Source organism: Microbacterium meiriae (assembly GCF_032364335.1).
Lineage (GTDB): Bacteria > Actinomycetota > Actinomycetes > Actinomycetales > Microbacteriaceae > Microbacterium > Microbacterium meiriae.
Map to the genome: position 1 here is coordinate 3161208 of NZ_CP133984.1, position 21886 is coordinate 3183093.

A 21886-nucleotide genomic window follows, 5' to 3' on the forward strand; every position below is an offset into this window, starting at 1 on the left:
GCCCCCTAGTGGTGGAACGCCGAGTCGGGGTGGTCGGACGGCATGGGGGCCGTGAGCGCGTCGAGGTGGGCCACCTCGGCGGTGATGGCGTCGAGCAGTTCGGCGGCCAGGTCCATGCTGAGCCCGTTGCGCACGACGATGCGCTGCACCGTGAGGTCCTCCAGATCGGCGGGCATCGGGTACGCGGGGACGAGCCAGCCGCGCATCCGGAGCCGATCCTGCAGGTGGTAGAGCGTCCACTTGTCGGTGTGCCCGTCCTTCAGGCGCCAGGCGAACACCGGGATGTCGCTGCCGTCGTTCCACAGCTCGAACGCGTCGAGCTTCTCGATGCCCGCGGAGAGGAACTTCGCCACGTCCTGCGAGGCCTGCTGCACCGCGCGGTAGCCCTCGAACCCGAGGCGGAGGAACAGGTAGTACTGCAGCAGCACCTGAGCACCGGGGCGGGAGAAGTTCAGGGCGAAGGTAGGCATCTCCCCGCCGAGGTAGCTCACCTGGAAGATGAGATCCTCCGGCAGCCACTGCGCGTCGCGCCAGACCACCCAGCCGAGGCCGGGGTAGACGAGACCGTACTTGTGTCCCGAGGTGCTGATCGAGTGCACACGCTCCAGTCGGAAGTCCCACACGAGGTCCGGCTGGAGGAACGGAGCGATCATGGCACCGGAGGCGCCGTCCACGTGGATCGGGATGTCGAGGCCGGTCTTCTCCTGGATCGCGTCGAGCGCCGCGGCGATCTCCGCCACCGGCTCGTACATGCCGGTGTAGGTGACGCCCATGATGGCGACGACCCCGATGGTGTTCTCGTCCACGTACTTCTCGAGATCGTGGCCGTCGAGCGTCTTGTGCTCCTCGCTGATGGGCACGTAGCGCGGCTCGACGTCGAAGTAGTTGCAGAACTTCTCCCAGCACACCTGCACCGCGCTCGACATCACGAGGTTCGGCGTGGAGGCGTCCTTGCCGGCGGCACGGCGGGCCTGCTGCCAGCGACGCTTGAACGCGAGACCGCCGAGCATGCACGCCTCGGAGGAGCCGATCGTCGACGTGCCGATGCTGCGCGCCGCATCCGGGGCCTTCCACAGGTTCGCGAGCATGTGCCAGCAGTTGTCCTCGATGGCGGCGGTCTGCGGATACTCGTCCTTGTCGATCATGTTCTTGTCGAAGGAGGCCATGTAGACCTGCTTCGCCTCGTCGTCCATCCAGGTGCTGACGAAGGTCGCGAGGTTGAGGCGTGCGTTGCCGTCGAGGATCGTCTCGTCTTCGACGATCTGCTTCGCCGTCGCGGGGAGCGACTCGGTGTCGGGGATGACGTGTCGTGGTGCGACGGTGGCCTCGCCCGGCCGCGTGAAGAGCGGCTGGTCGTCGGCGGAGGAGATGCTCATGGGACGTCCCTTTCGGTCGGTGTCGATGGCACTGTCTCCTGCGGACGCTAGCCCCGCCTCTGACCGACCTCCAGGGACCCTCGTCCGAAAGGGGTGAGGGTCAGGACGGCCCGAGGATGAAGTTCCAGGCTCCGGTCGCGACCGCGGCGGCGATCGCCGTCGCGGAGATCGCCGCCCCGACGGCGAGCAGGATCCACTCGGGCGCGCCGAAGCGCGACTCCCGCGCCCAGGTGCGACGGCCGGGGGCGCCGAAGCCCCGCGCCTCCATCGCTGTCGCGAGCTTCGCGCCCCGGCGGATCGACAGCACGAGCAGGGCGAAGGCCATGCCGAGGAAGCGCCGGATGCGCCCGCGGTCGGCCACGCCGCGCGCGCGACGGGCGAGTTCGAGAGCACGCCAGTCGTCGAGGAACAGTCCCACCATGCGCAGGCCGGCGAGCGCGCCGAGGACGAATCGGGCCGGAAGCCGCAGGATCTGCCCGAGGCCGTCGGCGAGATCCGTGGGATCCACCGTGATGAACAGGACCACGGAGGGCAGGGCGATCGCGAGCACGCGCAGCATCGTGGCGACGGCGAGCGCGAGCGACCCCTCGCTGATGCGCAGCACGAACCAGTCGACGTAGACGGTGCCGCTCGTCTCGCCGTAGAGGGCGATGGTGAGACCGGTCAGCGGCGCCGCGAGCCAGACCGGCCACGTGCGCACCCAGAACTCCCGCCAGCCGATGCCCGCGAAGAGGAACAGCACCGCTTCGAGTGCCAGGGCGACGGCCGCCGACACCGGGTCGAGCGTGAGGACCAGCGGCACGGCGATGAGCGCGCTCACCCCCAGCTTGGCGACCGGATTGATGCGGGCGACGACGCCGGTGCGGGTGGGGGCGGGGGCGAGCGCCGTCATGCCGGTGCCCCCAGGACGAACCGGGTGGCGTGCAGAGCGCGCGCCACATCGAGATCGTGGGTGATGGTGACGATCGCCGATCCCTCGTCCCGGAGGGTGGCGAGCATCGCCACGAGCTCGGCCCAGGTCCGGGCGTCCTGGCCGAAGGTCGGCTCGTCGAGGATCAGCACCCGGGGTCTCGTGGCGATCGCGGCCGCGACCGTCAGGCGGCGCTTCTCCCCGCCCGAGAGCGTGTACGGATTCGCCGCACCCAGGTGCGCGAGCCGCAGGCGGGTGAGCAGCTCGTCGACGCGGGCAGACACCTCGTCATCGGGGACGCCCAGGGCGCGGGGACCGACCGCGAGCTCGTCGCGCACGGTCTGGGCGAGGAGCTGGTGCTCCGGTTCCTGGAACACCATCCCGATCCGCGTGAGGAGCTCGCGAGACGCCCACCGGATCGGAGACGGATCGGCCCCCTGCGCGAGTGACGGCGCCGCGATCACAGCTCCCCCTGCGGGAGGGAGGAGCCCCGCGAGGGTCAGGCCCAGCGTGGACTTGCCCGCGCCGTTCGGCCCGGTGATCGCGAGGGCCTCGCCGGCACGCACGTCCAGGTCGATGTCGTGCGCCACCGGACGCCCCTTCGCCCGTGCGACAGCCAGCCCGTGCGCCGAGAGCAGCACGTCCCCGGGCGCCGCGCGTGGTGCGGGGGGCTCGGCCGGCGGGCGGCCGGGTACCCACACGCCGTCCGCCGCCAGGCGCTCCCCCTCCGTGCCGAGCACCTCCGCGGGAGTGCCGTCCGCGACAACCCCGCCGGCGCCGAGCACGATGACCCGCGTGAGGAGGGGCAGCCACACCTCGAGGCGATGCTCCACGACCACGAGGGTGGCGGGACGCGCGGCGAGCATCCGCTCCACCGTATCCCTCACCTCGCGCACGCCCTCGGGATCGAGATTCGCCGTCGGCTCGTCCAGCAGCACGAGTCCGGGGCGCATCGCGAGCATGCCGGCCAGGGCGAGGCGCTGCTTCTGGCCGCCCGAGAGCGCCGCGGTCGGATGGTCGAGCGGCACGTCGAGGCCGACGGCCGCCATGGCCGCCTCGACACGAGGCCAGATCTCCGCCCGCGGCACCCCGAGGTTCTCACAGCCGAAGGCCACATCGTCGCCGGCGCGGGCGAGGATCACCTGCGAGTCGGGATCCTGGAGGACGAGCCCGGCCCGACCGCGGGTGGCCACGGCGGGGCCGCCGTCGATGAGCAGCTCCCCCTCGCTCTCCCCCTCCTCCTCGCCGCCGAGCACACCGGCGAGGCCGTGCAGCAGTGTGGATTTGCCCGCGCCAGAGGCCCCGAGCACGAGAACCCGCTCGCCGGGCTCGACGCGGAACGAGACATCGCGCAGCGCCCAGGCGAGGCGACTCGCGTGTCGCCACCCCCACCCCCGGGCCTCGACGCCGGCGGGAGCGACCTGCTCGGACGACATCAGACGCGCACGCGCGCCTCGCGCCCGGAGCCGAAACGGTCGAGAGCCCCCGTCGCCGCGATGCCGCGCGCGAGCACCCAGGACAGCGCACCGGCGATGACCGCCCCGGAGATCACGGTGCTCACGAGATAGATCGCGGTGAAGGCGGGACCGGAGCCGGCGTACCAGAGGACGAGGTTGTTGATGCCGCCCGCGAGCGCAGCGCCGGCACCGGCGAGGATCGCGACGGGCAGCGACCAGCGGCGGTAGAAGAACAGCAGGAAGATCAGCTCGGCACCGAGTCCCTGCACGAGGCCTGCCTCGAGCGTGAGGAAGCCGCCCCACTGGTTACCGATGAGCGCCGAGACGACGGCGGCCAGCAGCTCGACGTAGATCGCGGCGCCCGCCTTGCGGATGATGAGCCCGCCGAGCACGCCCGCGAAGAGCCACGGGCCGTCGAGGAGCCCTTGGAGGCCGGGAAGCAACGGCTCGAGCAGGGCCTTCGGCCCCAGGTATCCGACGTTCCAGGCCAGGAAGATCAGACCGGCGGCGACGCCGAGGACGCTGGCGACGACGATGTCGACGACGCGCCAGCGCAGATAGCCGCGCGCCGGAACGGCCGTGCTCTTCGCAGACGCGGATGCGGACGTGGACGTACTCATGTGAACTCCTCCCTGCGCTGGCATGACCCAGATCAGGTTCGACGGTCGAAGCGCGATTCGCTCCCTCTCAGCCCGGCTCGCCGGACTCCCGTGGTTGTGCTGTCGATCCTACCCCGTTCCGCCCGCGCGTCCCGAGCCGCGCACGGCGGATTCCGGGCGGTATTCGGTACCGTAAGCGAGTGACCGCTTCCGATCCCCCTGAAGAGGCGTCCGGCGGCGTCGACGTCGACGCGCGGCCCGAAGACTCCGCACCCGTGTCCGCCGAGCCCGCGCTCGACCCTCCGGTCACGGAAGCGGTGTCGTGGGCCGATGCGTCGGCTCCGGCGACCGCGCTGACCTGGGTGGACCCGTCGCTCGTCGCCGCGGAGTCGTCGACGCCCGAGTTCGACGCCTCGGCCGGCACGGAGGACGAGACGGGATTGCTGCGCGACGCGAAACTGCGACCCGCGATCGCCGGCCCCGGACTGCTCGTCCCGCTCGGTGTGCTCGTCGGTCTCGTCGCCTCCTACGCCGGCACCACGCTGCTCTGGCCGCTGCACGAGGTCGCCCCGACCGTCCAGGCCGTCGAGTTCACCCCGGTCGCCGCCCCCACCGCCGCGCTCGCCTGGCCCGCGGTCGGCGACGGCGCTGTCGGGATCGCCGGGATGACGACCGCGGCGTCCACCACCGCTCCGGTGAGCATCGCGAGCATCACGAAGGTCGTCAGCAGCCTCATGGTGCTGGATCGTCTGCCGCTCGCCCCCGGGGAGCAGGGTCCGGAGTTCGCCTTCACGTACGCCGACAGCATCCGCTACTGGGACTACCGGATCGCCAATCAGTCCGCACTCGATGTTCCCGTGGGTGGAGTGCTGACCGAGTACCAGCTTCTCCAGGGCACCCTGCTCGGCTCGGCCAACAACTACATCGACCGGCTGGCGTCGGAGATCTGGGGGTCCGACCGGGAGTTCGCCGCCGCGGCCGAGGTCTGGCTCGGCGAACGCGGGCTCTCCGGCATCACGGTGGTGACGCCGTCGGGATTCGATGAACGCAACGTCGCCACCCCCGAGGCCCTCGTGGCGCTGGGCGAGATGGCCATGCGCAACCCGGTGTTCGCCGAGATCGTGGGAACCCGGTCTGTCGACCTGCCCGGGGCAGGCAAGGTCGAGAACACGAACGGGATGCTCGCCGATCCGGGTGTCGTCGGCATCAAGACGGGCACCCTCGTCGGGTGGAATCTGCTGACCGCCAAGGACGTCGCCGTCGGCGACTCGACGGTCCGGCTCTACGTCGCGGCGCTGAACCAGGAGGACGACGAGGGGCGTCTCGCCCTCACCCGTGCGCTGTTCGCCCAGACGGAGGCGGCGTTGCAGGCCCAGGGCCCGGCCGTCCCGGCGGGCACGGTGGTCGGGCGCGTGGTCACCGCCTGGGGTGAGCGCGTCGACGTGGTCGCGGGCGAGGACGCCGACGTCGTGCTGTGGAACGGGGCGAGCGCGACCGCATCGCCGGTGTTCGACCTCGGGGAGGAACGGGAGGCGGACGGGACGGTCGGCACCCTGACCACGACCGGCCCTGTCGACAGCACGGAGACCGCGCTCGTCCTCGACGAGGACCTGGACGGTCCGAGCCCGTGGTGGCGGCTCACCCACCCGCTCGAGCTCTTCGGCATCTCCGGGGACGACTGAGTCCTGACGACGATGCCCCACTCCGGATCCGGAGTGGGGCATCGTGCGTGAAGCGGGTCAGGCGCGGGGCGTGGAGCCGTCCGCGCCGTCGTCGAGAAGCGCCTGCGCTGCTGCGGACTCGGCCGCCGGAACCTGGGCGCCGACGGCTGCTCCCGCCACGGCGTCCGCCGCCTGCTCCTCGGCACTGGCTTCCGCGTCCGCCTCGCCGGTCACGACCACCGGAGACGAGCCGGTGAGAGCCGCTTCCGCATCGAGGTCGGTCGCCGCCTGCTCGAACTGCGACTGGTACAGCCGCCAGTACGCGCCCTGCGCCGCGATGAGCTCGTCATGCGTGCCCTTCTCCACGATGTCGCCGTGCTCCATCACGAGGATGAGATCGGCGTCGCGGATGGTCGACAGACGGTGCGCGATGACGAACGAGGTCCGTCCGTGCCGGAGCGCCGCCATCGCGTTCTGCAGCAGCAGCTCGGTGCGGGTGTCGACCGCGGACGTCGCCTCGTCCAGGATGAGGATCGACGGCTGCGCCACGAAGGCCCGCGCGATCGTGATGAGCTGGCGCTCACCGGCCGAGACGTTCGACGCGTCCTCGTCGAGCACGGTGTCGTACCCGTCCGGAAGCGCGTGCACGAAGCGGTCGACGTAGGTCGCCTTCGCCGCGGCCAGCACCTCCTCGTCCGTCGCGGTCGAACGGCCGTAGCGGATGTTCTCGCGGATGCTCCCGGCGAAGAGCCAGGGGTCCTGGAGCACCATGCCGGTGCGGGAGCGCAGCTCGTCGCGCGTGATGGTCGAGATGTCCTGACCGTCGAGGGTGATCCGTCCGCCGCTGAGCTCGTAGAACCGCATGATGAGGTTCACGAGCGTCGTCTTGCCGGCGCCGGTGGGGCCGACGATCGCGACGGTCTGCCCCGGCTCCACCCGGAAGGAGAGATCGGTGATGAGCGGACGCTCCGGCGAGTACGAGAAGGAGACGTTCTCGAACTCGATCACACCCTCGCCCTCGCGGAGCGCGGGGGCGTCGGGGGCGTCGGCCTCCTGCTCGTCGGAGTCGAGCAAATCGAACACCCGCTCCGCCGAGGCGGTGCCGGACTGCACGACCGCGGCCATGCCACCCAGCTCGGACAGCGGCTGCGTGAACTGCTGCGAGTACTGGATGAACGCCTGCACGTCGCCGAGGCGCAGCTGCCCGCTCGCGACCATGAGGCCGCCGAGCACCGCGATGCCGACATAGGTGAGGCTGCCGACGAAGGTCATCGCCGGCATGATGATGCCCGAGAGGAACTGCGCCTTGAAGCTCGCCTGGAACAGCTCCTCGTTCTCGGCCTTGAACTTGTCCAGGGCGTCCTGCTCGCGGCCGAACACCTTGACCAGGGCGTGGCCGGAGAAGGCCTCCTCGACCCGGGCGTTGAGCCGCCCGACCTTGCGCCACTGCGTGCCGAAGGCCTTCTGCGACCGCGGACCGATGACGCCGAAGATCACTCCCATGAGCGGAAGCGCCACGAGGGCCACGAGCGCGAGCTGCCACGAGATCGAGAACATCATCACGAGCACGCCGACCACCGTCAGCACGGCGGTCAGGGCACCAGACAGCGACTGCTGCATGGTCTGCGTGATGTTGTCGATGTCGTTCGTCACGCGGGAGATCAGCTCGCCGCGCTGCACCTTGTCGAAGTACGCCAGCGGCAGCCGGTTGATCTTCGCCTCGACGGCCTCACGCAGGCGCCACATGGTGCGGACCATGATGACGTTGATGACGTACCCCTGCAGCCAGCTGAGGAACGCGGCCACGACGTAGATCGCGAGGACTGCCGCGATGACCCAGCGCAGGGCGTCGAAGTCGATGCCGTCGCCGACCCGGAAGTCGCCGAGCGCTCCCACCTGGTTCGCGAAGTCGGTCTGTCCGGCATCACGCAGCGCGTCGACCACCACGTCCTGCGGCGTCCCTGCGGGGAATCCGGGGAAGTCGCCGCTCGGCTGGCCGAGCTGGATGGAGATGAAGCCGCGGTAGACGATGTTCGTCGCCTCGGCGAGCACCTTCGGCGCGGCGACGGTCAGCACGACCCCGATCGCTCCGAGGATCGACACGAAGACGAACCAGACGGCGGAGGGCTTGAGCAGCCCGATCATCCGGGCGAAGCTCTTGCCGAAGTTGTCGGCCTTGCCCGGTGCGACGCTGTCCCAGTCGCCGGAGTGCTGCCGAGCCTGCTCGGCGAGCTCCGCCTCGTACTGCTCCTCGGCGGTGAGCTCCCGCTCGACCGTGGGAGCCGGGGCCTTCCCTCGCCCGCGGCGCCGCGCCGCTGCGCCCTGGGTCCCTGAGCTTGTCGAAGGGCCCGCCCCCTGGGTCCCTGAGCTTGTCGAAGGGTCCTGCTCGCTCATGCGTCCACCCCCAGCTGCGACTCGACGATCTCCCGGTAGGTCTCGCTGGTCTCCAGCAGCTCCTCGTGGGTGCCGACTCCGACCATCGTGCCGCCCTCGAGCACCACGATGCGGTCGGCGTCGGTGATCGTGGAGACGCGCTGCGCGACCACGATCTTCGTCACGTGCGGAAGCTCCCGCCACAATGCCTGCCGCAGACGGGCGTCCGTCGTGAGGTCGAGTGCGGAGAAGGAGTCGTCGAACACGAGTACCTGCGGCCGGTGCACGATGGCCCGCGCGATCGCGAGGCGCTGTCGCTGACCGCCGGACACGTTCGTTCCGCCCTGGGCGATGCGGGAGTCCAGGCCGTCCGGCATCTCCTCGACGAAGTCACGACCCTGAGCGATCTCGAGAGCGTGCCAGAGCTCCTCGTCCGTCGCGTCCTCGCGGCCGTAGCGCAGGTTGGAGGCCACGGTGCCGGTGAAGAGGAAGGGCCGCTGCGGCACGAGGCCGATGCTGTCCCACAGCGCTTCGACGTCGGCGTTCCGCACGTCCGTGCCGCCGACGTGCACGGAGCCGCCGGAGACGTCGAACAGGCGCGGGATGAGCGAGACGAGCGTGGTCTTGCCCGACCCGGTGGAGCCCACGACGGCGACGGTCTCGCCCGGCTCCGCGGCGAAGCTGATGCCGGTGAGGACCGGGGCGTCGGCACCGGGGTAGGTGAACGACACGTCGTCGAAGGCGACGGCGCCCGGCGTCGGGAAGACGGTGACGCCGTCCGCCGGACGGGTCATCGTCGACTCGGTGTTCAGAACCTCGCCGATGCGCTCGGCCGAGACGGCGGCGCGCGGGATCATCATGGCCATGAAGCTCGCCATGATGACGCCGCCCATGATCTGACCGATGTACTGCATGAAGGCGAACAGGGTGCCCACCTGCACGGTGCCGTTGTTGACCTCGATGCCGCCGAACCAGATGACGGCGACGACCGTCACGTTGAGGATGAGCATGAAGAGCGGGAACAGCAGCACGAACAGCGAGCCGACCTTGCGGCCGACGACCATGATGTCGGTGTTCGCGCCGCGGAAGCGCTCTTCCTCGATGCGCTCGCGGACGAAGGCCCGCACCACGCGCACGCCGGTGAGCTGCTCGCGCATGATGCGGTTCACGTTGTCGAGCTTGCCCTGGTAGCTGCGGAACAGCGGGACCATGCGGCCGATGACGAGTGCCGCGAGGAGGAGCAGCACCGGGACGGAGACGGCGATCAGCCAGCTCAGCCCGGCGTTGGTCTGCACGGCGAAGATGATGCCGCCGATCGCGAGCAGCGGCGCGGTGACGAGCATCGTCGCGCCCATCATCGCCAGCATCTGCACCTGCTGCACGTCGTTCGTGTTGCGGGTGATGAGGGAACCGGCACCGAACTGCGAGACCTCGCGCTCGGAGAAGCCGCTGACCTTGCCGAACACGTCGGCACGGATGTCACGACCCGCCCCCATCGCGGCGCGGGCGGCGAAGAAGGTCGCGATGACCGAGGCCACGATCTGGCCGAGCGACACGGCCAGCATGAACAGGCCGGTGCGCCAGATGTACGCGGTGTCGCCCTGGGCGACGCCCTTGTCGATGATGTCGGCGTTGAGGCGGGGCAGGTAGAGGGTCGCGGCCGCGCTGGCGAACTGGAAGACCAGCACGGCGACGAGGAGCCACTTGTAGCGAGACAGATATCGGAGGAGGAGTTTTCCCAGCACAGGCGGACTTTCTAGGAAGGAGGAGGCGGCGGGTCTCCCGGCAGACGGATGCCGACCGACGACCGGCCATAGGACAGGGTGCCACGAAGCGGCGACATTCGGATCCCCCTCCGGGAGGACCTTCGCTCACAGCGAACCTCTCTATGTATCATACAACTGACACAACTTGTGATAGACATATGGCACAACGAATGGAGTCCGCATGCCGAACGCCACCCCGCCCGACATCGTCGGCGCCGTCCTCTCCTCGCCGGTCGTCTCCCTCGTCATCGGCCTCGTCATCGCTGCGCTGCTCGCTCTCACGCCCTGGTGGCGCACGCGTGCGGCGACGGCGACCCGACTGATGCGCGATGAGGCCGTCGCCGTGGGCGCGCGCTATTCGCCCGAGCGGCGCCTCCTCGCCGTCGGCGCCCTGGTGGTCCTCGGGACGGGGGTGACGGTGGAGGTGCTCGCGCGGCACGTGCTGTCGCTGAACGGCGAGGTGTCCTGGTGGCGCTACGCCGCCCCCGTATTCGCCACCGCCGCCGTCGCCGCCACCCTGGCGCTCACGATCAGCGTTCGAGGTACGCGCCACACGACGGAGCCGGTGACCACCGGGACCCGGCGGACCTGGCTCTCCTTCAGCCCTCGCGGTGGAACCGCCGCGGCAGGCCTCGCGCTCCTCGGACTCGTCCTCACGACGATCGCCGCCGGCTGCGCGTCGTCGAACATCGACGGCGGGCCCTTCGTGTTCCTGGAGATCCCCGCGCCGAACACCGACGTCGACCCGGTGCGGCTGTGGTTCTATGGGTGGGCCTACGGCGTCGCGGTACTGCTCTGCTGCGCACTCCTCGCCGGAGCGGTCCTGTGGGCGCTGTCGGCGAACGCCACGCGTCCGTTCCTCCGCCCGGCGACCGTTCCCGCCGAACACCACGAGCGCCGCCGGATCGCCGCGGGGCTCGCCCAGGTCGCGACCGGAGGGATCCTGCTCACGATGGCCGCCGCCTGGCGGTTCATCGGGAGCGCGGGGCGGATCGGCCCTCTCACGATCGAGGGCGAAGGCACGTTCGAAGTTGTTTGGCGCTACGCCGACATCGCCCGCGCGGCCGGCGCTTTCGCCCCCGCGCTGGAGGTCGCCGCCGTGACGCTCCTGGTCCTCTCGACGCTGGCTCTGCAGCGGGGCGGCTCCCGCCGGTCGGTGGACGCCGCGACAGTGGCGACGCGGCAGCCGGAGGACGCGCGATGACGGCACGCTCCCCGCTGTCCGGCCCCGACGATGCGCTCCCGGCCCGGGACATCTATCGCCAGTTCCGCGGGCTCATCGTCTCCGGGCAACTCGGTGCCGGGGAGCGCCTGCCGTCGGTCCGGCAGACGGCAGGCGACCTCGGGGTCGCCCCAGGCACGGCGGCGCGCGCCTACAAGATGCTCGAAGCGGACGGTCTGGTCGTATCGCGCACCGCGGCAGGCACGCGAGTCGCCGACTCCGCCGCCGTGCTGCCGGGGGCGGTTATCCGGAGGATCCGCGAGCTGGTCGAAGCCGCACAGGACGCCGGCCTCGAATCCGGCGACGTCACCGATGTGATCCGGGCGACCTGGGAGTCCCGTCGCCGCGCAGCCGTCGTCTCCGAAGAGAGCTGAGGCGCGCGTCAGAACAGCGCCGGCTGCGGCACGTAGTCGCGCGCGGCCGCCCCGGCGTCGGGGCCGAGCTCGGCGAGGGAGGCCGGCTGCCACTTCGGGTTGCGGTCCTTGTCGACCACCTGCGCCCGGATGCCCTCCACCAGGTCGGGGTGCTCGTTCACGAACCACAGCACCCGGCGGTACTCGCCTTCGAGCGCGGCACGAAGCCCACTCATCCCCCGCGCCTCCCGCACGGCGTCGAGGGTCACGACGAGGCCGGTCGGGGCCAGTCCGTCGAGCAGGTCGGCGACGGCGGCCGCTTCATCGGTGCCGAGCGCACGCAGCCGCTCCAGGATCTCGGGCACGGTCGAGGCGGCGAAGACCTCGTCGATCCACTCCCGCGCGTCGGGGAGCGCGGACGGCTCCGGCGTCTCGTCGAAGAGCAGGACGATCTCGCTCGGGCTCGTCGGATCGGCGCGGTACGCCAGAGCCTCGCGCAGCGCGTCGAGGCGGTCGGAGGGGACGAAGTGGTCGGCGAAGCCCGCGTACACGGCGTCGGCACCGTTCATCGTGGCCCCGGTGAGACCGAGGTATTCGCCGAGCCGTCCCGGCGCCCGCCCCAGCAGCCACGTGCCGCCGACGTCGGGCGTGAAGCCGATCCGGGTCTCCGGCATGGCGAGCTTCGAGCGTTCGGTGACCACGCGGATCGCGGCGTGCCCCGCGAGACCGATGCCGCCTCCCATGGTGATGCCGTCGGCGAGCGCGACCACGGGCTTCGGGTACTCCGCGATCATGGCGTTCATCGCGTACTCCCGGCGGAAGAACTCTGCGGACTGCTCCGGATGACCCGACGTGATCTGGCTGTGCAGGCGGCGCACGTCGCCGCCCGCGCACATGCCGCGCTCACCCTCACCGTCGATGAGGACGATCTGCACGTCGGAATCGTCGCGCCACGCGACGAGCGCCGTCGTGATGGCCGCGATCATGTCCTCGTCGAGCGCATTGATCGCCTCAGGGCGGTTGAGCGTGAGCCGCCCGAGCGCTCCTTCGGTGCGGATGAGGACACGGGGCGCGGCGGGGGTATCGGTCACGGGTGCCAGGCTACCCCGTCGCATGCGGCCGGATTCCGCACGAAATGCGGGTTCCGGGGCGGTTTTCCGGCAGGATAGGAGGAACTGTTCATCGCAACGAGAGGTCCCGGATGCCCGAAGGACAGGTGCTCGAGTTCACGAATGTGACGAAGCGCTTCAACGAGGTGACGGCCGTCTCGGACTTCTCCGCACGGGTCGAGCCCGGCGCGGTCACCGCTTTCCTCGGCCCCAACGGCGCGGGCAAGACGACGACCCTGCGCATCCTGCTCGGCCAGGTGCGCCCCACGTCCGGCACCGCCACGATCGGCGGCGTCGCGTACGCGGAGCTGCGCCAGCCACTGCGCACCATCGGCGCGGTCCTGGAGGAGACGGCCTACCGGCCGCGCCGCACCGCGAGTCGTCAGCTCACCATCGCCGCGAAGGCCAACGGCATCCGCCTCGCCCGCGTCGACGAGGTGATCTCCCTGGTCGGCCTGGAGGGCGAAGCGGACACGCGCATCGGCGGGTTCTCGCTCGGCATGCGCCAGCGCCTCAGCGTCGCCCACGCGCTGCTCGGCGACCCCGGAGCGCTCGTGTTCGACGAGCCGGCGAACGGTCTCGACCCCGAGGGCATCCGCTGGATGCGTCTGCTGATGCGTCGCCTCGCCGACGAAGGCCGCACGGTGCTGGTCTCGTCCCACGTGCTCAGCGAGATCGAGCAGGTCGCCGACCACGTCCTCGTGCTCTCCAAGGGACGCCTCGTGCTGTCGAGCGGCATCGAGACCCTCGCCGATCCGGCCGGCGGCTCGGTGGTCGTCGACTCCGTCGATCGCCCGGGCCTCACGACCGCGCTGGTCGCCGCCGGGTTCGACATCGAGGTGCTCCGCTCCGGCCTGACCGTGCGCGGCACCGACGCGAGCCGAGTGGGTGCCGTGGCTGCGGACGCCGGTATCGCTCTGAGCACGCTCGTGCAGCGCGGCCCGACGCTGGAGGACGTCTTCATCGACCTCATGCGCGGCGGCCGGTTCGACACCGCTCCGGCGCTCGAACCGTCGGAAGACGCTTCGACCGGGACCGAGACGGCCACGACAGGCGATGCGGCCGCCGGTGCCGCCGCCTCCGCTCTCGCGGCCGGCGGTGCCGCGGCTCTCGCCGATGACCTCAGCACGGAGATCCCCGGCGACGCCGCGGCCACCGGGTCAGGCGACGATGACGAGACGGCGGGAGCCGAGGGCCCGGTCGACGACGAGACCACCCAGCTCGTGACCGTGGTCGAGACCGCTGCGGGCGACGAGACCGTCCAGGTCATCCCCGTGGTCGAGGAGACCGCGGCGCTGACGTTGAGCGATGCCGAGGAGGAGACGGATGCGGAGCCCGACACCGCGTCCGACGCGGAGTCCGACTCCTCGCGTTCGTTCGACGACATCCTCTTCGGCGCTCCCGCGCCGGTGCCCGCGACCGAGTCCCCGCGACGCTCTTTCGCCGCCCTGTTCGCGGCATCCTCCGCCGAGATGGCGGACGAAGACACGGCGGAGGCGCGCACGTCGCCCGAGCAGTCGGCGGGACAGGACGCTCCCGCCCCAGGGGAGTCGGACGAGACGACACCCGACGCGTCCGTCCCTGCAGCGGGCGCCGAGATCGAGGGCCCCGAGGCTCCGTCTGACATCGACGCCGCCGACGACACGACCGGCACCGAGGACGCGGAGTCCGCGGCCGACGAACCGGAGCCCGCGGGCGTGGAGTTCTTCTCCGAGCTCGACGCCGCGACCGGGTGGAACGACGAGACCGCGACGGCCGACACGACGCAGCCGGCAGAGGCATCCGATCCCGCGACCGACGACGAGGACCCGCGATCCGCGGCCGTGAGCTCCATGCTCGCCGCCGCCGCCCGCGCTTACTACGAGGACGAGCCCAGGGACTACCCGCTCTCGTCCGCGGAGGGCGACGCCCCCACCGAGGCCACCCCGTCCGAGGAGCAGCCATCCTCGGATGGCGAGTCCTCGGAGGAGCCCGGTGCGCACGCTCCAGGTCAGGAGCAGGCACCCGACGCGCAGGCGGACGAGGACCACGGCGCGCGCTCCGACGAGAACCACGGCTGAACCGCACACACGAACGCCCTCCCGATCGGGAGGGCGTTCTGCGTCTGAGGTCAGGCCGGACGGGGCCGGATGACGGGCCGGCGACTGCCCTTCGAGACGGGAGTCGGGGCCGTGGCGACGATCTCCTCGACCGTCGCGGGCTCCTCCGACACGGGAAGGCGGAGAGCCTGCGTGAGCGCGAGGCCGTGCCGGGTGGTGAGGATCAGCCGGTTGTACTGCGGGTCGCCCTCGAGGTCGACGACCACGCTGGGGCGACGGCGACGGATCAGCACGAAGTCGAGGCTGCCCGCGGCCTTCCAGCTCCCCGCCGCCAGCACGCCCGGGATGTGGGTGCCCGGGTTCGGGACGCCGCGGAGCCAGGTCCAGGCGTCATCGGTCAGCTGGACCTTGGTGATCGTGTCGCGCACGATGCGGACGTTCTCACGGTGGAAGGTGGCGGCACGTTCGATGGGCGAGAGCACGACCTCGAGTTGCGTCTGGTCCAGCAACAACGTCACCATGCCCCCAGTCTGCCAGCGCCGCCCTCCCGGTTGGCTGGAAGTTGCTCACAGGAACGCAACGATCCCTTGTCGGAATCACCCACACGCCCACCCGCAGCAACCACCTCCCGCGAGGACAGGCGCCCACGCCGGAACAGGCCGCTACCAGGAGCGCAAGCCTGACTCCGCGCGAGCGCCTGATCTCGCCGACCTCGCGACCGCCGCTCCCTGCGCAGGCATCCGCGCGACATCAGGCAGCAGGGTCCAGGGGCGCCTGTTCCCGAGCGGGCGCCTGTCTTCGCGCGAGCGAGCGGCGGCGGACGTCAGGGACGCGCGGTGAGGGCGGCCCGGGCGGCGTGCGGCAGGGCTTCCTCGATGCGCTGGAGCTCGTCCTCGCCGTGCGCGGCGGTGAGGAACCAGGCCTCGAAGACGCTCGGCGGCAGCGAGACCCCGTGCTCGCGCATCGCGTGGAAGAACGCGGCGTACCGGAAAGACTCCTGCGCCTGCGCCTCGGCGTAGTCGCGCGGAGCGGAGGCCCGGAAAGACGCGCTGAAGAGGTTGCCGGCGGACGCCAGAGCGTGGGTGACCCCGGCCTCGCCGAGCGCGCGGTCCAACGCCGACGACACCCGAGCGGCCGCGGCGTCGACGGTCGCGTAGACCTCGGGCGTCGCGAGTCGCAGCGTGGCCAGGCCCGCGGCCACCGACAGCGGGTTCCCGGAGAGCGTGCCCGCCTGGTAGACCGGGCCGAGCGGCGCCAGAAGGTCCATGACCTCGGCACGACCGCCGAGGGCCGCCAGCGGCATACCGCCGCCGACGACCTTCCCGAAGGTGAGGATGTCGGGCAGGTAGTTCTCCCCCGCCTCCGCCTGGAGTCCCCAGAAGCCCGCCGGGTGCACCCGGAATCCGGTGAGGACCTCGTCGAGGATCATGAGGGCGCCGTGCGCGTGGGCGGTCTCCGCGATGAGGCGGTTGAAGCCCGGCAGCGGAGGGACGACGCCCATGTTCGCCGCCGAGGCCTCGACGATGACGGCCGCGATCCGCGGGCCGTGCTCGGCGAAGACGGCGGCGAGCGCCTCCGGGTCGTTGTAGCGGATCACGAGCGTCTGCGCAGCGATCGGCGCGGGCACGCCTGCCGAGCCGGGCAGCGCGAGGGTGGCGACCCCGGAGCCGGCCTCGGCGAGCAGGCCGTCGGAGTGGCCGTGATAATGGCCGGCGAACTTCACGAGCAGATCGCGGCCGGTCGCGCCGCGAGCGAGGCGGATGGCGGTCATGGTGGCCTCGGTGCCGGTCGAGACCAACCGGACACGCTCGACGGGACGGATCTCGCCGAAGCGGACGCGGTCTGCGATGAGCGCGGCGAGCTCGACCTCCCCCTCGGTGGGAGCGCCGAACGAGAGCCCGCGGGTGGCGGCTTCCTGCACCGCGGCGACGACCTCGGGCTGTGCGTGGCCGAGCAGGGCGGGGCCCCACGACGCGACGAGGTCGACGTACTCGTTGCCCGCGGCATCGGTCACGGTCGCTCCCCGCGCCGAGGCGAGGAACCGCGGCGTCCCGCCGACCGACCCGTAGGCGCGCACCGGAGAGTTCACCCCACCGGGGATCACCGCACGGGCGGCAGAGAAAAGGTCGTCATTGCGGTCGGTCATCGAGGCTCCTCCGTGGATGCACGGAGCTCTCCCGGCATCCCTTCCAGGCTAACCCGCCGCCTGCCCTTCGAAGGCCGTCTGCGGACAGGAGGGAAGCTCAGCCGCGCAGCCAGCGGGCGGCTTCCGTGGCCCAGTAGGTCAGCACCGCGTCGGCACCCGCGCGACGGATCGAGAGCAGCGACTCGAGCACCGCGGCACGCCGATCGATCCACCCGTTCGCCGCGGCGGCCTCGATCATCGCGTACTCGCCCGACACCTGGTACGCCCAGACCGGGACGGTCACGGCGTCGCGCACCTCGCGGAGCACGTCCAGGAAGGCCATCGCCGGCTTCACCATGACGATGTCCGCGCCCTCGTCCTCGTCGACCAGGGCCTCCCGCACGCCCTCGCGGCGGTTGCCGGGGTCGAGCTGGTAGGTACGGCGGTCGCCCTGGAGCTGCGAGTCGACGGCTTCGCGGAACGGGCCGTAGAACGCGCTCGCGTACTTCGCGGCATACGCCAGGATCAGCGTGTCCGTGAACCCCTCGGCGTCGAGCGCCTGACGGATCACGGAGACCTGGCCGTCCATCATCCCGGACAGCCCGAGCAGCTGGGACCCTGCGCGCGCCTGGGCCAGGGCCATCGAGGCGTACCGCTCCAGGGTCGCGTCGTTGTCCACGGAGCCGTCGGCGGCGAGGACGCCGCAGTGACCGTGGTCGGTGAACTCGTCGAGACAGAGGTCGGTCTGCACGACGAGGGCGTCGCCGACCTCCGCCGCCAGCGCTTCGGTGGCGGCGTTCAGGATGCCTTGCGGGTCGTCCGCGCCGGAGCCCCGGGCATCGCGCACCGCGGGAACGCCGAACAGCATGACGCCGCCGACCCCGGCCTCCGCGGCCTCCGCGGCCGCAGCGCGCAGCGAGTCGATCGAGTGCTGGGCGACACCGGGCATCGACCCGATGGCGACCGGTTGGCTCAGGCCCTCGCGGACGAAGAGCGGGAGCACGAGCTGCCGGGGCTCGAGAGAGGTCTCGCGCACGAGGTCGCGGACGGCGCGCGACTGGCGAAGTCGGCGCAGGCGGATGTCGGGGAAGCTCACGGCGCGAACTCGTCTGCCGCGTGCGGAAGGGTGAACTGCGAGACGGCTTCGATCAGCGCATCGATGGTCTGTCGGTCGGCGACCACCGAGACGGGGAGACCGGCACGCTCGGCGTCCTTCGCCGTGCGGGGACCGATCGCCGCGAGCAGCGTCTCGTCCGGGATCTCGGGGAACTGCTCCCGCACCTGCTCGGCCACCGAACCGCTGGTGATGAGGATCGCGTTGATCCGGCCGTTCTCGACATCGCGGCGGATGCGCTCCGTCACCGGGACACCGACCGTGCGATAGGCGACGACGCCGTGCACGTCGTGCCCCGCGTCGGAAAGGAGGAGGCTGAGGACGGGCTTGGCGATCTCGCTGCGCAGCGCCAGGATCCGGCGAGGCTCGTGCTCCAGGGCGATGAGCTGCTGCGCCATGCCCTGCGCGGAGTTGTCCTGTTCCGGCACCAGGGCGACCTCGTAGCCCACGGCCTGCAGCGCCGTGGCCGTCGTCTCGCCGACGGCCGCGATCTTCGTGGTCTTCGGCACGACGGCGCGGTGGGCGAACAGCACGTCCACCGTGGTCGCGCTCGTGACGGTCAGCCAATCGAACTCACCGGCCGCGAGCTGCTCCAGCGCCCGGTCGAGCGTCGCCTGGTCCGTCGTGGGCGCGAAGTTGATGAGCGGGGCGACGACGGGAACGGCCCCGAGGTTCCGGAGACTCGCGGCGACGCTGTCGCCCCAGGGTCCGCCACGGGGCACGAGGATACGCCAGCCGTCCAGCGGTCGGTCCTGCTTGCTTTCAGAAGTGGTCATGACAATTCGGATTGCTCTTGAGGGACGAGGTCGGCCGCCCCTTGATCGAGCAGCCGACGGGCAACAGCGAGCCCGAACTCACGCGCTGCGTGCATCGGGTCTGCACCATCGGCAGCATCCGCACCATTGCCACTGCCGTTCCGATGAATATACTCCCCGTTCAGGGCTTCCGTGACGTCCAGACCGATCCGGCGACCCCCGTCCGGGGCGTAGACCACTGTCCTGACGCGGATCTCGGCCCCCTGGACGACGGCGTGCGCCGCCATGGGGGCTTGACAACCGGCGTCCAGGCCCTCCAGGATGGCCCGCTCGACCGTGATCGCGAGCCGCGTCTCGCGGTGGTCCAGCGCCGACAGCGCCGCGCGCAGCTCCTCCGGCGCATCCGCTCGCGTCTCTACCGCCAGCGACCCCTGGCCCGGCGCCGTCGGCCACTCCGCGAGACCGAGCTCCTCGCGATGCAGGGGCGAATCGGTGCCCAGCCGCGAGAGCCCGGCGGCGGCGAGGATCACGGCGTCCAACTCGCCGGACGCGACGCGGGAGAGCCGGGAGTCGACGTTGCCGCGGATGTCCACGACGTGAGCGCGGGGCGCACGGCGGTGGACCTGCGCGATGCGGCGGGGCGACCCGGTGCCCACGGCGCTCCCGGCCGGCAGCTCGTGCAGCGGGATGCCGTGTCGGGTGAGCACCACGTCGCGGGCATCCTCCCGTCGGGGCGTCGCGGCGATGACGAGCGACTCCGGCACCGCGGTCGGGAGATCCTTGAGGGAGTGCACGAGGAAGTCGCACTCGCCGGCGAGGAGGGCCTCACGGAGACGGGTGGCGAAGATGCCGAGGCCACCGATCTCCGACAACGAGGCGCGATTGGTGTCGCCCTCGCTGGTGATCGGGACGAGCTCGACGCGCCGGCCGGTGACCTTCTCGAGCGCTGCGGCGACGTGGCCCGACTGCGCCTGCGCGAGCGCGCTGCGACGGGTGCCGAGACGGATGGGGGTGCTCATGGCGCTTACTGCAGCACGTCCGCGATCTCGTCGAAGCGCAGGCGGCGCCCCGTGTAGAAGGGCACCTCCTCCTTCACGAACATGCGGGCGTCGGTGTAGCGGAGGTCGCGCATCATGTCGACGAGATCCGTGAGTTCATCCGCCTCCATCGGGAGCAGCCACTCGTAGTCGCCCAGCGCGAAGGCTGCGACGGTGTTCGCGATGACACCGGTGAACGCGGCGCCCTTGCGACCGTGGTCGGCGAGCATCGTGCGGCGCTCCCCCTCCGGCGCGAGGTACCACTCCGGGGTGCGGACGAACGGGTAGAGGACGAGCCAGTCCTTGGGCTCGATGCCTCGGAGGAACCCGGGGACGTGCGCGCGGTTGAACTCGGCGTCGCGGTGGACGCCCATGGCGTTCCACACCGGCAGGAGCGAACGCAGCATCTCGGTGCGGCGCAGGCGACGGAGCGCCCGCTGCAGCTCCTCGGCCGTGGCACCGTGCAGCCACACCATGAGGTCGGCGTCGGCCTTGAGCCCGGAGACGTCGTAGAAGCCGCGGACGGTGACGCCCGAGTCCTCGATATGCGAGACGATCGACTCGACCTCGGTCGCGTCGTTCTCGGTGACGGGAGCATCGGGATTGCGTCGCCAGACGGCCCAGAGGGTGTAACCGGACGGGTTCTCTTCACGCAGGTCGGACATGATCCCAGTCTGCCCCCTTTGCGGAGGAGCCGCTAATCAGGGGAATACTGCCCCCACGCGAGGGCGGTACGGGGGTCGATCAGCGGGCGATGGCGCGGGCGATGGCCCACACCGCCCCGCCGACGGCGACGGCGATGCCCACGGTCGCGGCGATCGCTGCGGCGGGGTTGCGGTCGGCGAACGCGCGCGCCTTCACGGCCGCCCGCGCCGACGCCTTCTCCACGCGCCGGGGGATGTTCCCCTTGACCTCGATGGCGGCCAGGGCCGCCTTCAACTCCGCCCGCGCCGAGGCGACGGGATCGACGATTCCCGCGGGGACCGCGGTGCGCGGCAGAGACTCAGGGGTGCTCATCGCCGGCCTCCTTCACGATTCGGATGTCCTCGGCCACGGCCTGTGCCGGGTTCTGGCGACGGAGCACCTTGCGGAACTTCAGGATGCCGAGCAGCGCGAACAGCAGCACGGCGACGATGAGGATGCCGAACACCGCCAGCGCGGACAGCCAGACCGGCCACCACGACGACAGCCCCGCGATCGCGAACACGAGGATCACGGGCACGGCCCAGAACAGGAAGAACAGCGCGACGAGGAACCAGACGGAGCCGACCCCCGCATCCTTCGCCGTGCGCGACACCCACGCCTTGGCCGCGTCGATCTCGGCCTTGACGAGGGTGGTGACGAGCTCCGGCAGGTCGCCGAGCAGCGTCAGCAGACTGTCGTCGGCGCGATCCCGATATCCGCGGGGCATGTCAGTCGTCGGACTTCCGCGGGGTGGGCTTGCTCGCGGCGGGCTTCGACGCCGCGGGCTTCTGGGCCTCGGCCGCGCGCTCCTTGACCTCGTCGACCGCGTCCTCCGCGGCGTCCGAGATCTCTTCCGCGGCGTCCTTGCCGGAGGCGATGACCGCGTCGAGCTTCTGGCCGGGCGTGCCGTCGCCCTTGACCGACTTGACGATCTTGACGGCGCCGGTCCAGACCGCGCCGGGAACCGCGGCGGCCTTGTCGCCGACGAAGCCCTTGACCTTGTCGACGCGCTCCTGCACCGGGTCCGTGTTCCAGACCTTCAGCCACTGCGTCTTGATCTGCTCGTAACGCTCGCGTCCTGCGCGGGTGCCGAGCACATAGCCGACGCCGAGTCCGACGACGAGTCCGATCTTCCCCTTCATGGGGTCTCCTCACGTTGTTCCGGCTGTGGTCCGTCCCGGGGGACGCCCGATCGCCCGCGTCTCCGCCGCGATCAGGTACCCAGCGTAACGCCGTATGCCGATTTCGGCATCAATCGATGAGAGGGTTGACACGGAGCCCCGGAGCCCACTCGCGTACGCCCCGC

The 21886-nt window shown here is 71.1% G+C and carries 20 protein-coding genes and 1 riboswitch; of the genes, 4 read left to right on the forward strand and 16 right to left on the reverse strand.

All coding sequences use genetic code 11. The annotated features are described in order from the left end of the window. Window positions 1-5: 5 nt before the first annotated feature. From gad to RI211_RS15470, 4 genes are all read right to left on the reverse strand, one after another. The gene (gad, locus tag RI211_RS15455; RefSeq protein WP_315636411.1) at window positions 6-1376 is read right to left on the reverse strand and encodes a glutamate decarboxylase; all 1371 of its coding nucleotides are present in this window, start codon (window positions 1374-1376) and stop codon (window positions 6-8) included. Window positions 1377-1476: 100 nt separating this feature from the next. After that, a complete protein-coding gene (locus tag RI211_RS15460) occupies window positions 1477-2268 on the reverse strand; it encodes an energy-coupling factor transporter transmembrane component T family protein (protein WP_187662550.1) in 792 nt (263 codons plus the stop codon). Beyond that, window positions 2265-3722, reverse strand: a complete 1458-nt coding sequence (locus RI211_RS15465; protein ID WP_315636413.1) for an ABC transporter ATP-binding protein — start codon at window positions 3720-3722, stop codon at window positions 2265-2267. Before RI211_RS15465 ends, RI211_RS15460 begins: the two co-directional genes overlap by 4 nt. Beyond that, entirely contained in the window at window positions 3722-4363 is a 642-nt protein-coding gene (locus RI211_RS15470; protein WP_187662552.1) for an ECF transporter S component, read from the reverse strand. The genes RI211_RS15465 and RI211_RS15470 overlap by 1 nt, the downstream gene beginning before the upstream one ends. Further along, window positions 4354-4465, reverse strand: a riboswitch (TPP riboswitch). It overlaps the preceding gene by 10 nt. Before the next feature lie 77 nt (window positions 4466-4542). Between RI211_RS15470 and RI211_RS15475 the strand changes: the two genes are divergently transcribed. Beyond that, the gene (locus RI211_RS15475) at window positions 4543-6024 is read left to right on the forward strand and encodes a D-alanyl-D-alanine carboxypeptidase family protein (RefSeq protein WP_315636416.1); all 1482 of its coding nucleotides are present in this window, start codon (window positions 4543-4545) and stop codon (window positions 6022-6024) included. A gap of 57 nt (window positions 6025-6081) precedes the next feature. Here the strand turns inward: RI211_RS15475 and RI211_RS15480 are convergent, their stop codons facing one another. Continuing rightward, window positions 6082-8397 (reverse strand): ABC transporter ATP-binding protein, encoded by a 2316-nt coding sequence (locus RI211_RS15480; RefSeq protein WP_315636418.1) that lies wholly within the window; start codon window positions 8395-8397, stop codon window positions 6082-6084. After that, the gene (locus RI211_RS15485; RefSeq protein ID WP_292797827.1) at window positions 8394-10121 is read right to left on the reverse strand and encodes an ABC transporter ATP-binding protein; all 1728 of its coding nucleotides are present in this window, start codon (window positions 10119-10121) and stop codon (window positions 8394-8396) included. Before RI211_RS15485 ends, RI211_RS15480 begins: the two co-directional genes overlap by 4 nt. 202 nt (window positions 10122-10323) lie before the next feature. Between RI211_RS15485 and RI211_RS15490 the strand changes: the two genes are divergently transcribed. Both RI211_RS15490 and RI211_RS15495 read left to right on the forward strand, forming a co-directional pair. After that, a complete protein-coding gene (locus tag RI211_RS15490) occupies window positions 10324-11346 on the forward strand; it encodes a hypothetical protein (protein ID WP_315636421.1) in 1023 nt (340 codons plus the stop codon). After that, entirely contained in the window at window positions 11343-11738 is a 396-nt protein-coding gene (locus RI211_RS15495) for a GntR family transcriptional regulator (protein WP_315636422.1), read from the forward strand. Before RI211_RS15490 ends, RI211_RS15495 begins: the two co-directional genes overlap by 4 nt. 8 nt (window positions 11739-11746) lie before the next feature. Here the strand turns inward: RI211_RS15495 and RI211_RS15500 are convergent, their stop codons facing one another. Further along, complete coding sequence (locus tag RI211_RS15500) at window positions 11747-12808, reverse strand: enoyl-CoA hydratase/isomerase family protein (RefSeq protein ID WP_232089112.1); 1062 nt, start codon at window positions 12806-12808, stop codon at window positions 11747-11749. Between the two features lie 110 nt (window positions 12809-12918). Here RI211_RS15500 and RI211_RS15505 point away from each other — a divergent pair, with 110 nt between their 5' ends. Next, a complete protein-coding gene (locus tag RI211_RS15505; RefSeq protein WP_315636426.1) occupies window positions 12919-14886 on the forward strand; it encodes an ATP-binding cassette domain-containing protein in 1968 nt (655 codons plus the stop codon). A gap of 50 nt (window positions 14887-14936) precedes the next feature. Here the strand turns inward: RI211_RS15505 and RI211_RS15510 are convergent, their stop codons facing one another. From RI211_RS15510 to RI211_RS15550, 9 genes are all read right to left on the reverse strand, one after another. Continuing rightward, window positions 14937-15386, reverse strand: a complete 450-nt coding sequence (locus RI211_RS15510) for a hypothetical protein (protein ID WP_136052962.1) — start codon at window positions 15384-15386, stop codon at window positions 14937-14939. A gap of 302 nt (window positions 15387-15688) precedes the next feature. Beyond that, window positions 15689-17011 (reverse strand): glutamate-1-semialdehyde 2,1-aminomutase, encoded by a 1323-nt coding sequence (gene hemL, locus RI211_RS15515; RefSeq protein WP_315636429.1) that lies wholly within the window; start codon window positions 17009-17011, stop codon window positions 15689-15691. A gap of 97 nt (window positions 17012-17108) precedes the next feature. After that, window positions 17109-18086, reverse strand: a complete 978-nt coding sequence (gene hemB / locus RI211_RS15520) for a porphobilinogen synthase (RefSeq protein ID WP_315636431.1) — start codon at window positions 18084-18086, stop codon at window positions 17109-17111. Then, entirely contained in the window at window positions 18083-18880 is a 798-nt protein-coding gene (locus tag RI211_RS15525) for a uroporphyrinogen-III synthase (protein WP_187662559.1), read from the reverse strand. Before RI211_RS15525 ends, hemB begins: the two co-directional genes overlap by 4 nt. After that, entirely contained in the window at window positions 18877-19878 is a 1002-nt protein-coding gene (hemC, locus tag RI211_RS15530) for a hydroxymethylbilane synthase (protein ID WP_187662560.1), read from the reverse strand. The genes RI211_RS15525 and hemC overlap by 4 nt, the downstream gene beginning before the upstream one ends. 5 nt (window positions 19879-19883) lie before the next feature. Then, window positions 19884-20564, reverse strand: coding sequence for a hydrogen peroxide-dependent heme synthase (hemQ, locus tag RI211_RS15535; protein WP_370429007.1), 681 nt, complete (start codon window positions 20562-20564; stop codon window positions 19884-19886). Window positions 20565-20640: 76 nt separating this feature from the next. Further along, window positions 20641-20913 carry a hypothetical protein gene (locus RI211_RS15540; protein WP_315636435.1) on the reverse strand — a complete coding sequence of 91 codons (273 nt, stop codon included), beginning with the start codon at window positions 20911-20913 and terminating at the stop codon, window positions 20641-20643. Then, the gene (locus tag RI211_RS15545) at window positions 20900-21307 is read right to left on the reverse strand and encodes a phage holin family protein (protein WP_259954392.1); all 408 of its coding nucleotides are present in this window, start codon (window positions 21305-21307) and stop codon (window positions 20900-20902) included. The genes RI211_RS15540 and RI211_RS15545 overlap by 14 nt, the downstream gene beginning before the upstream one ends. Before the next feature lies 1 nt (window position 21308). Continuing rightward, window positions 21309-21722 carry a hypothetical protein gene (locus tag RI211_RS15550; protein WP_259954394.1) on the reverse strand — a complete coding sequence of 138 codons (414 nt, stop codon included), beginning with the start codon at window positions 21720-21722 and terminating at the stop codon, window positions 21309-21311. Window positions 21723-21886: the final 164 nt, after the last annotated feature.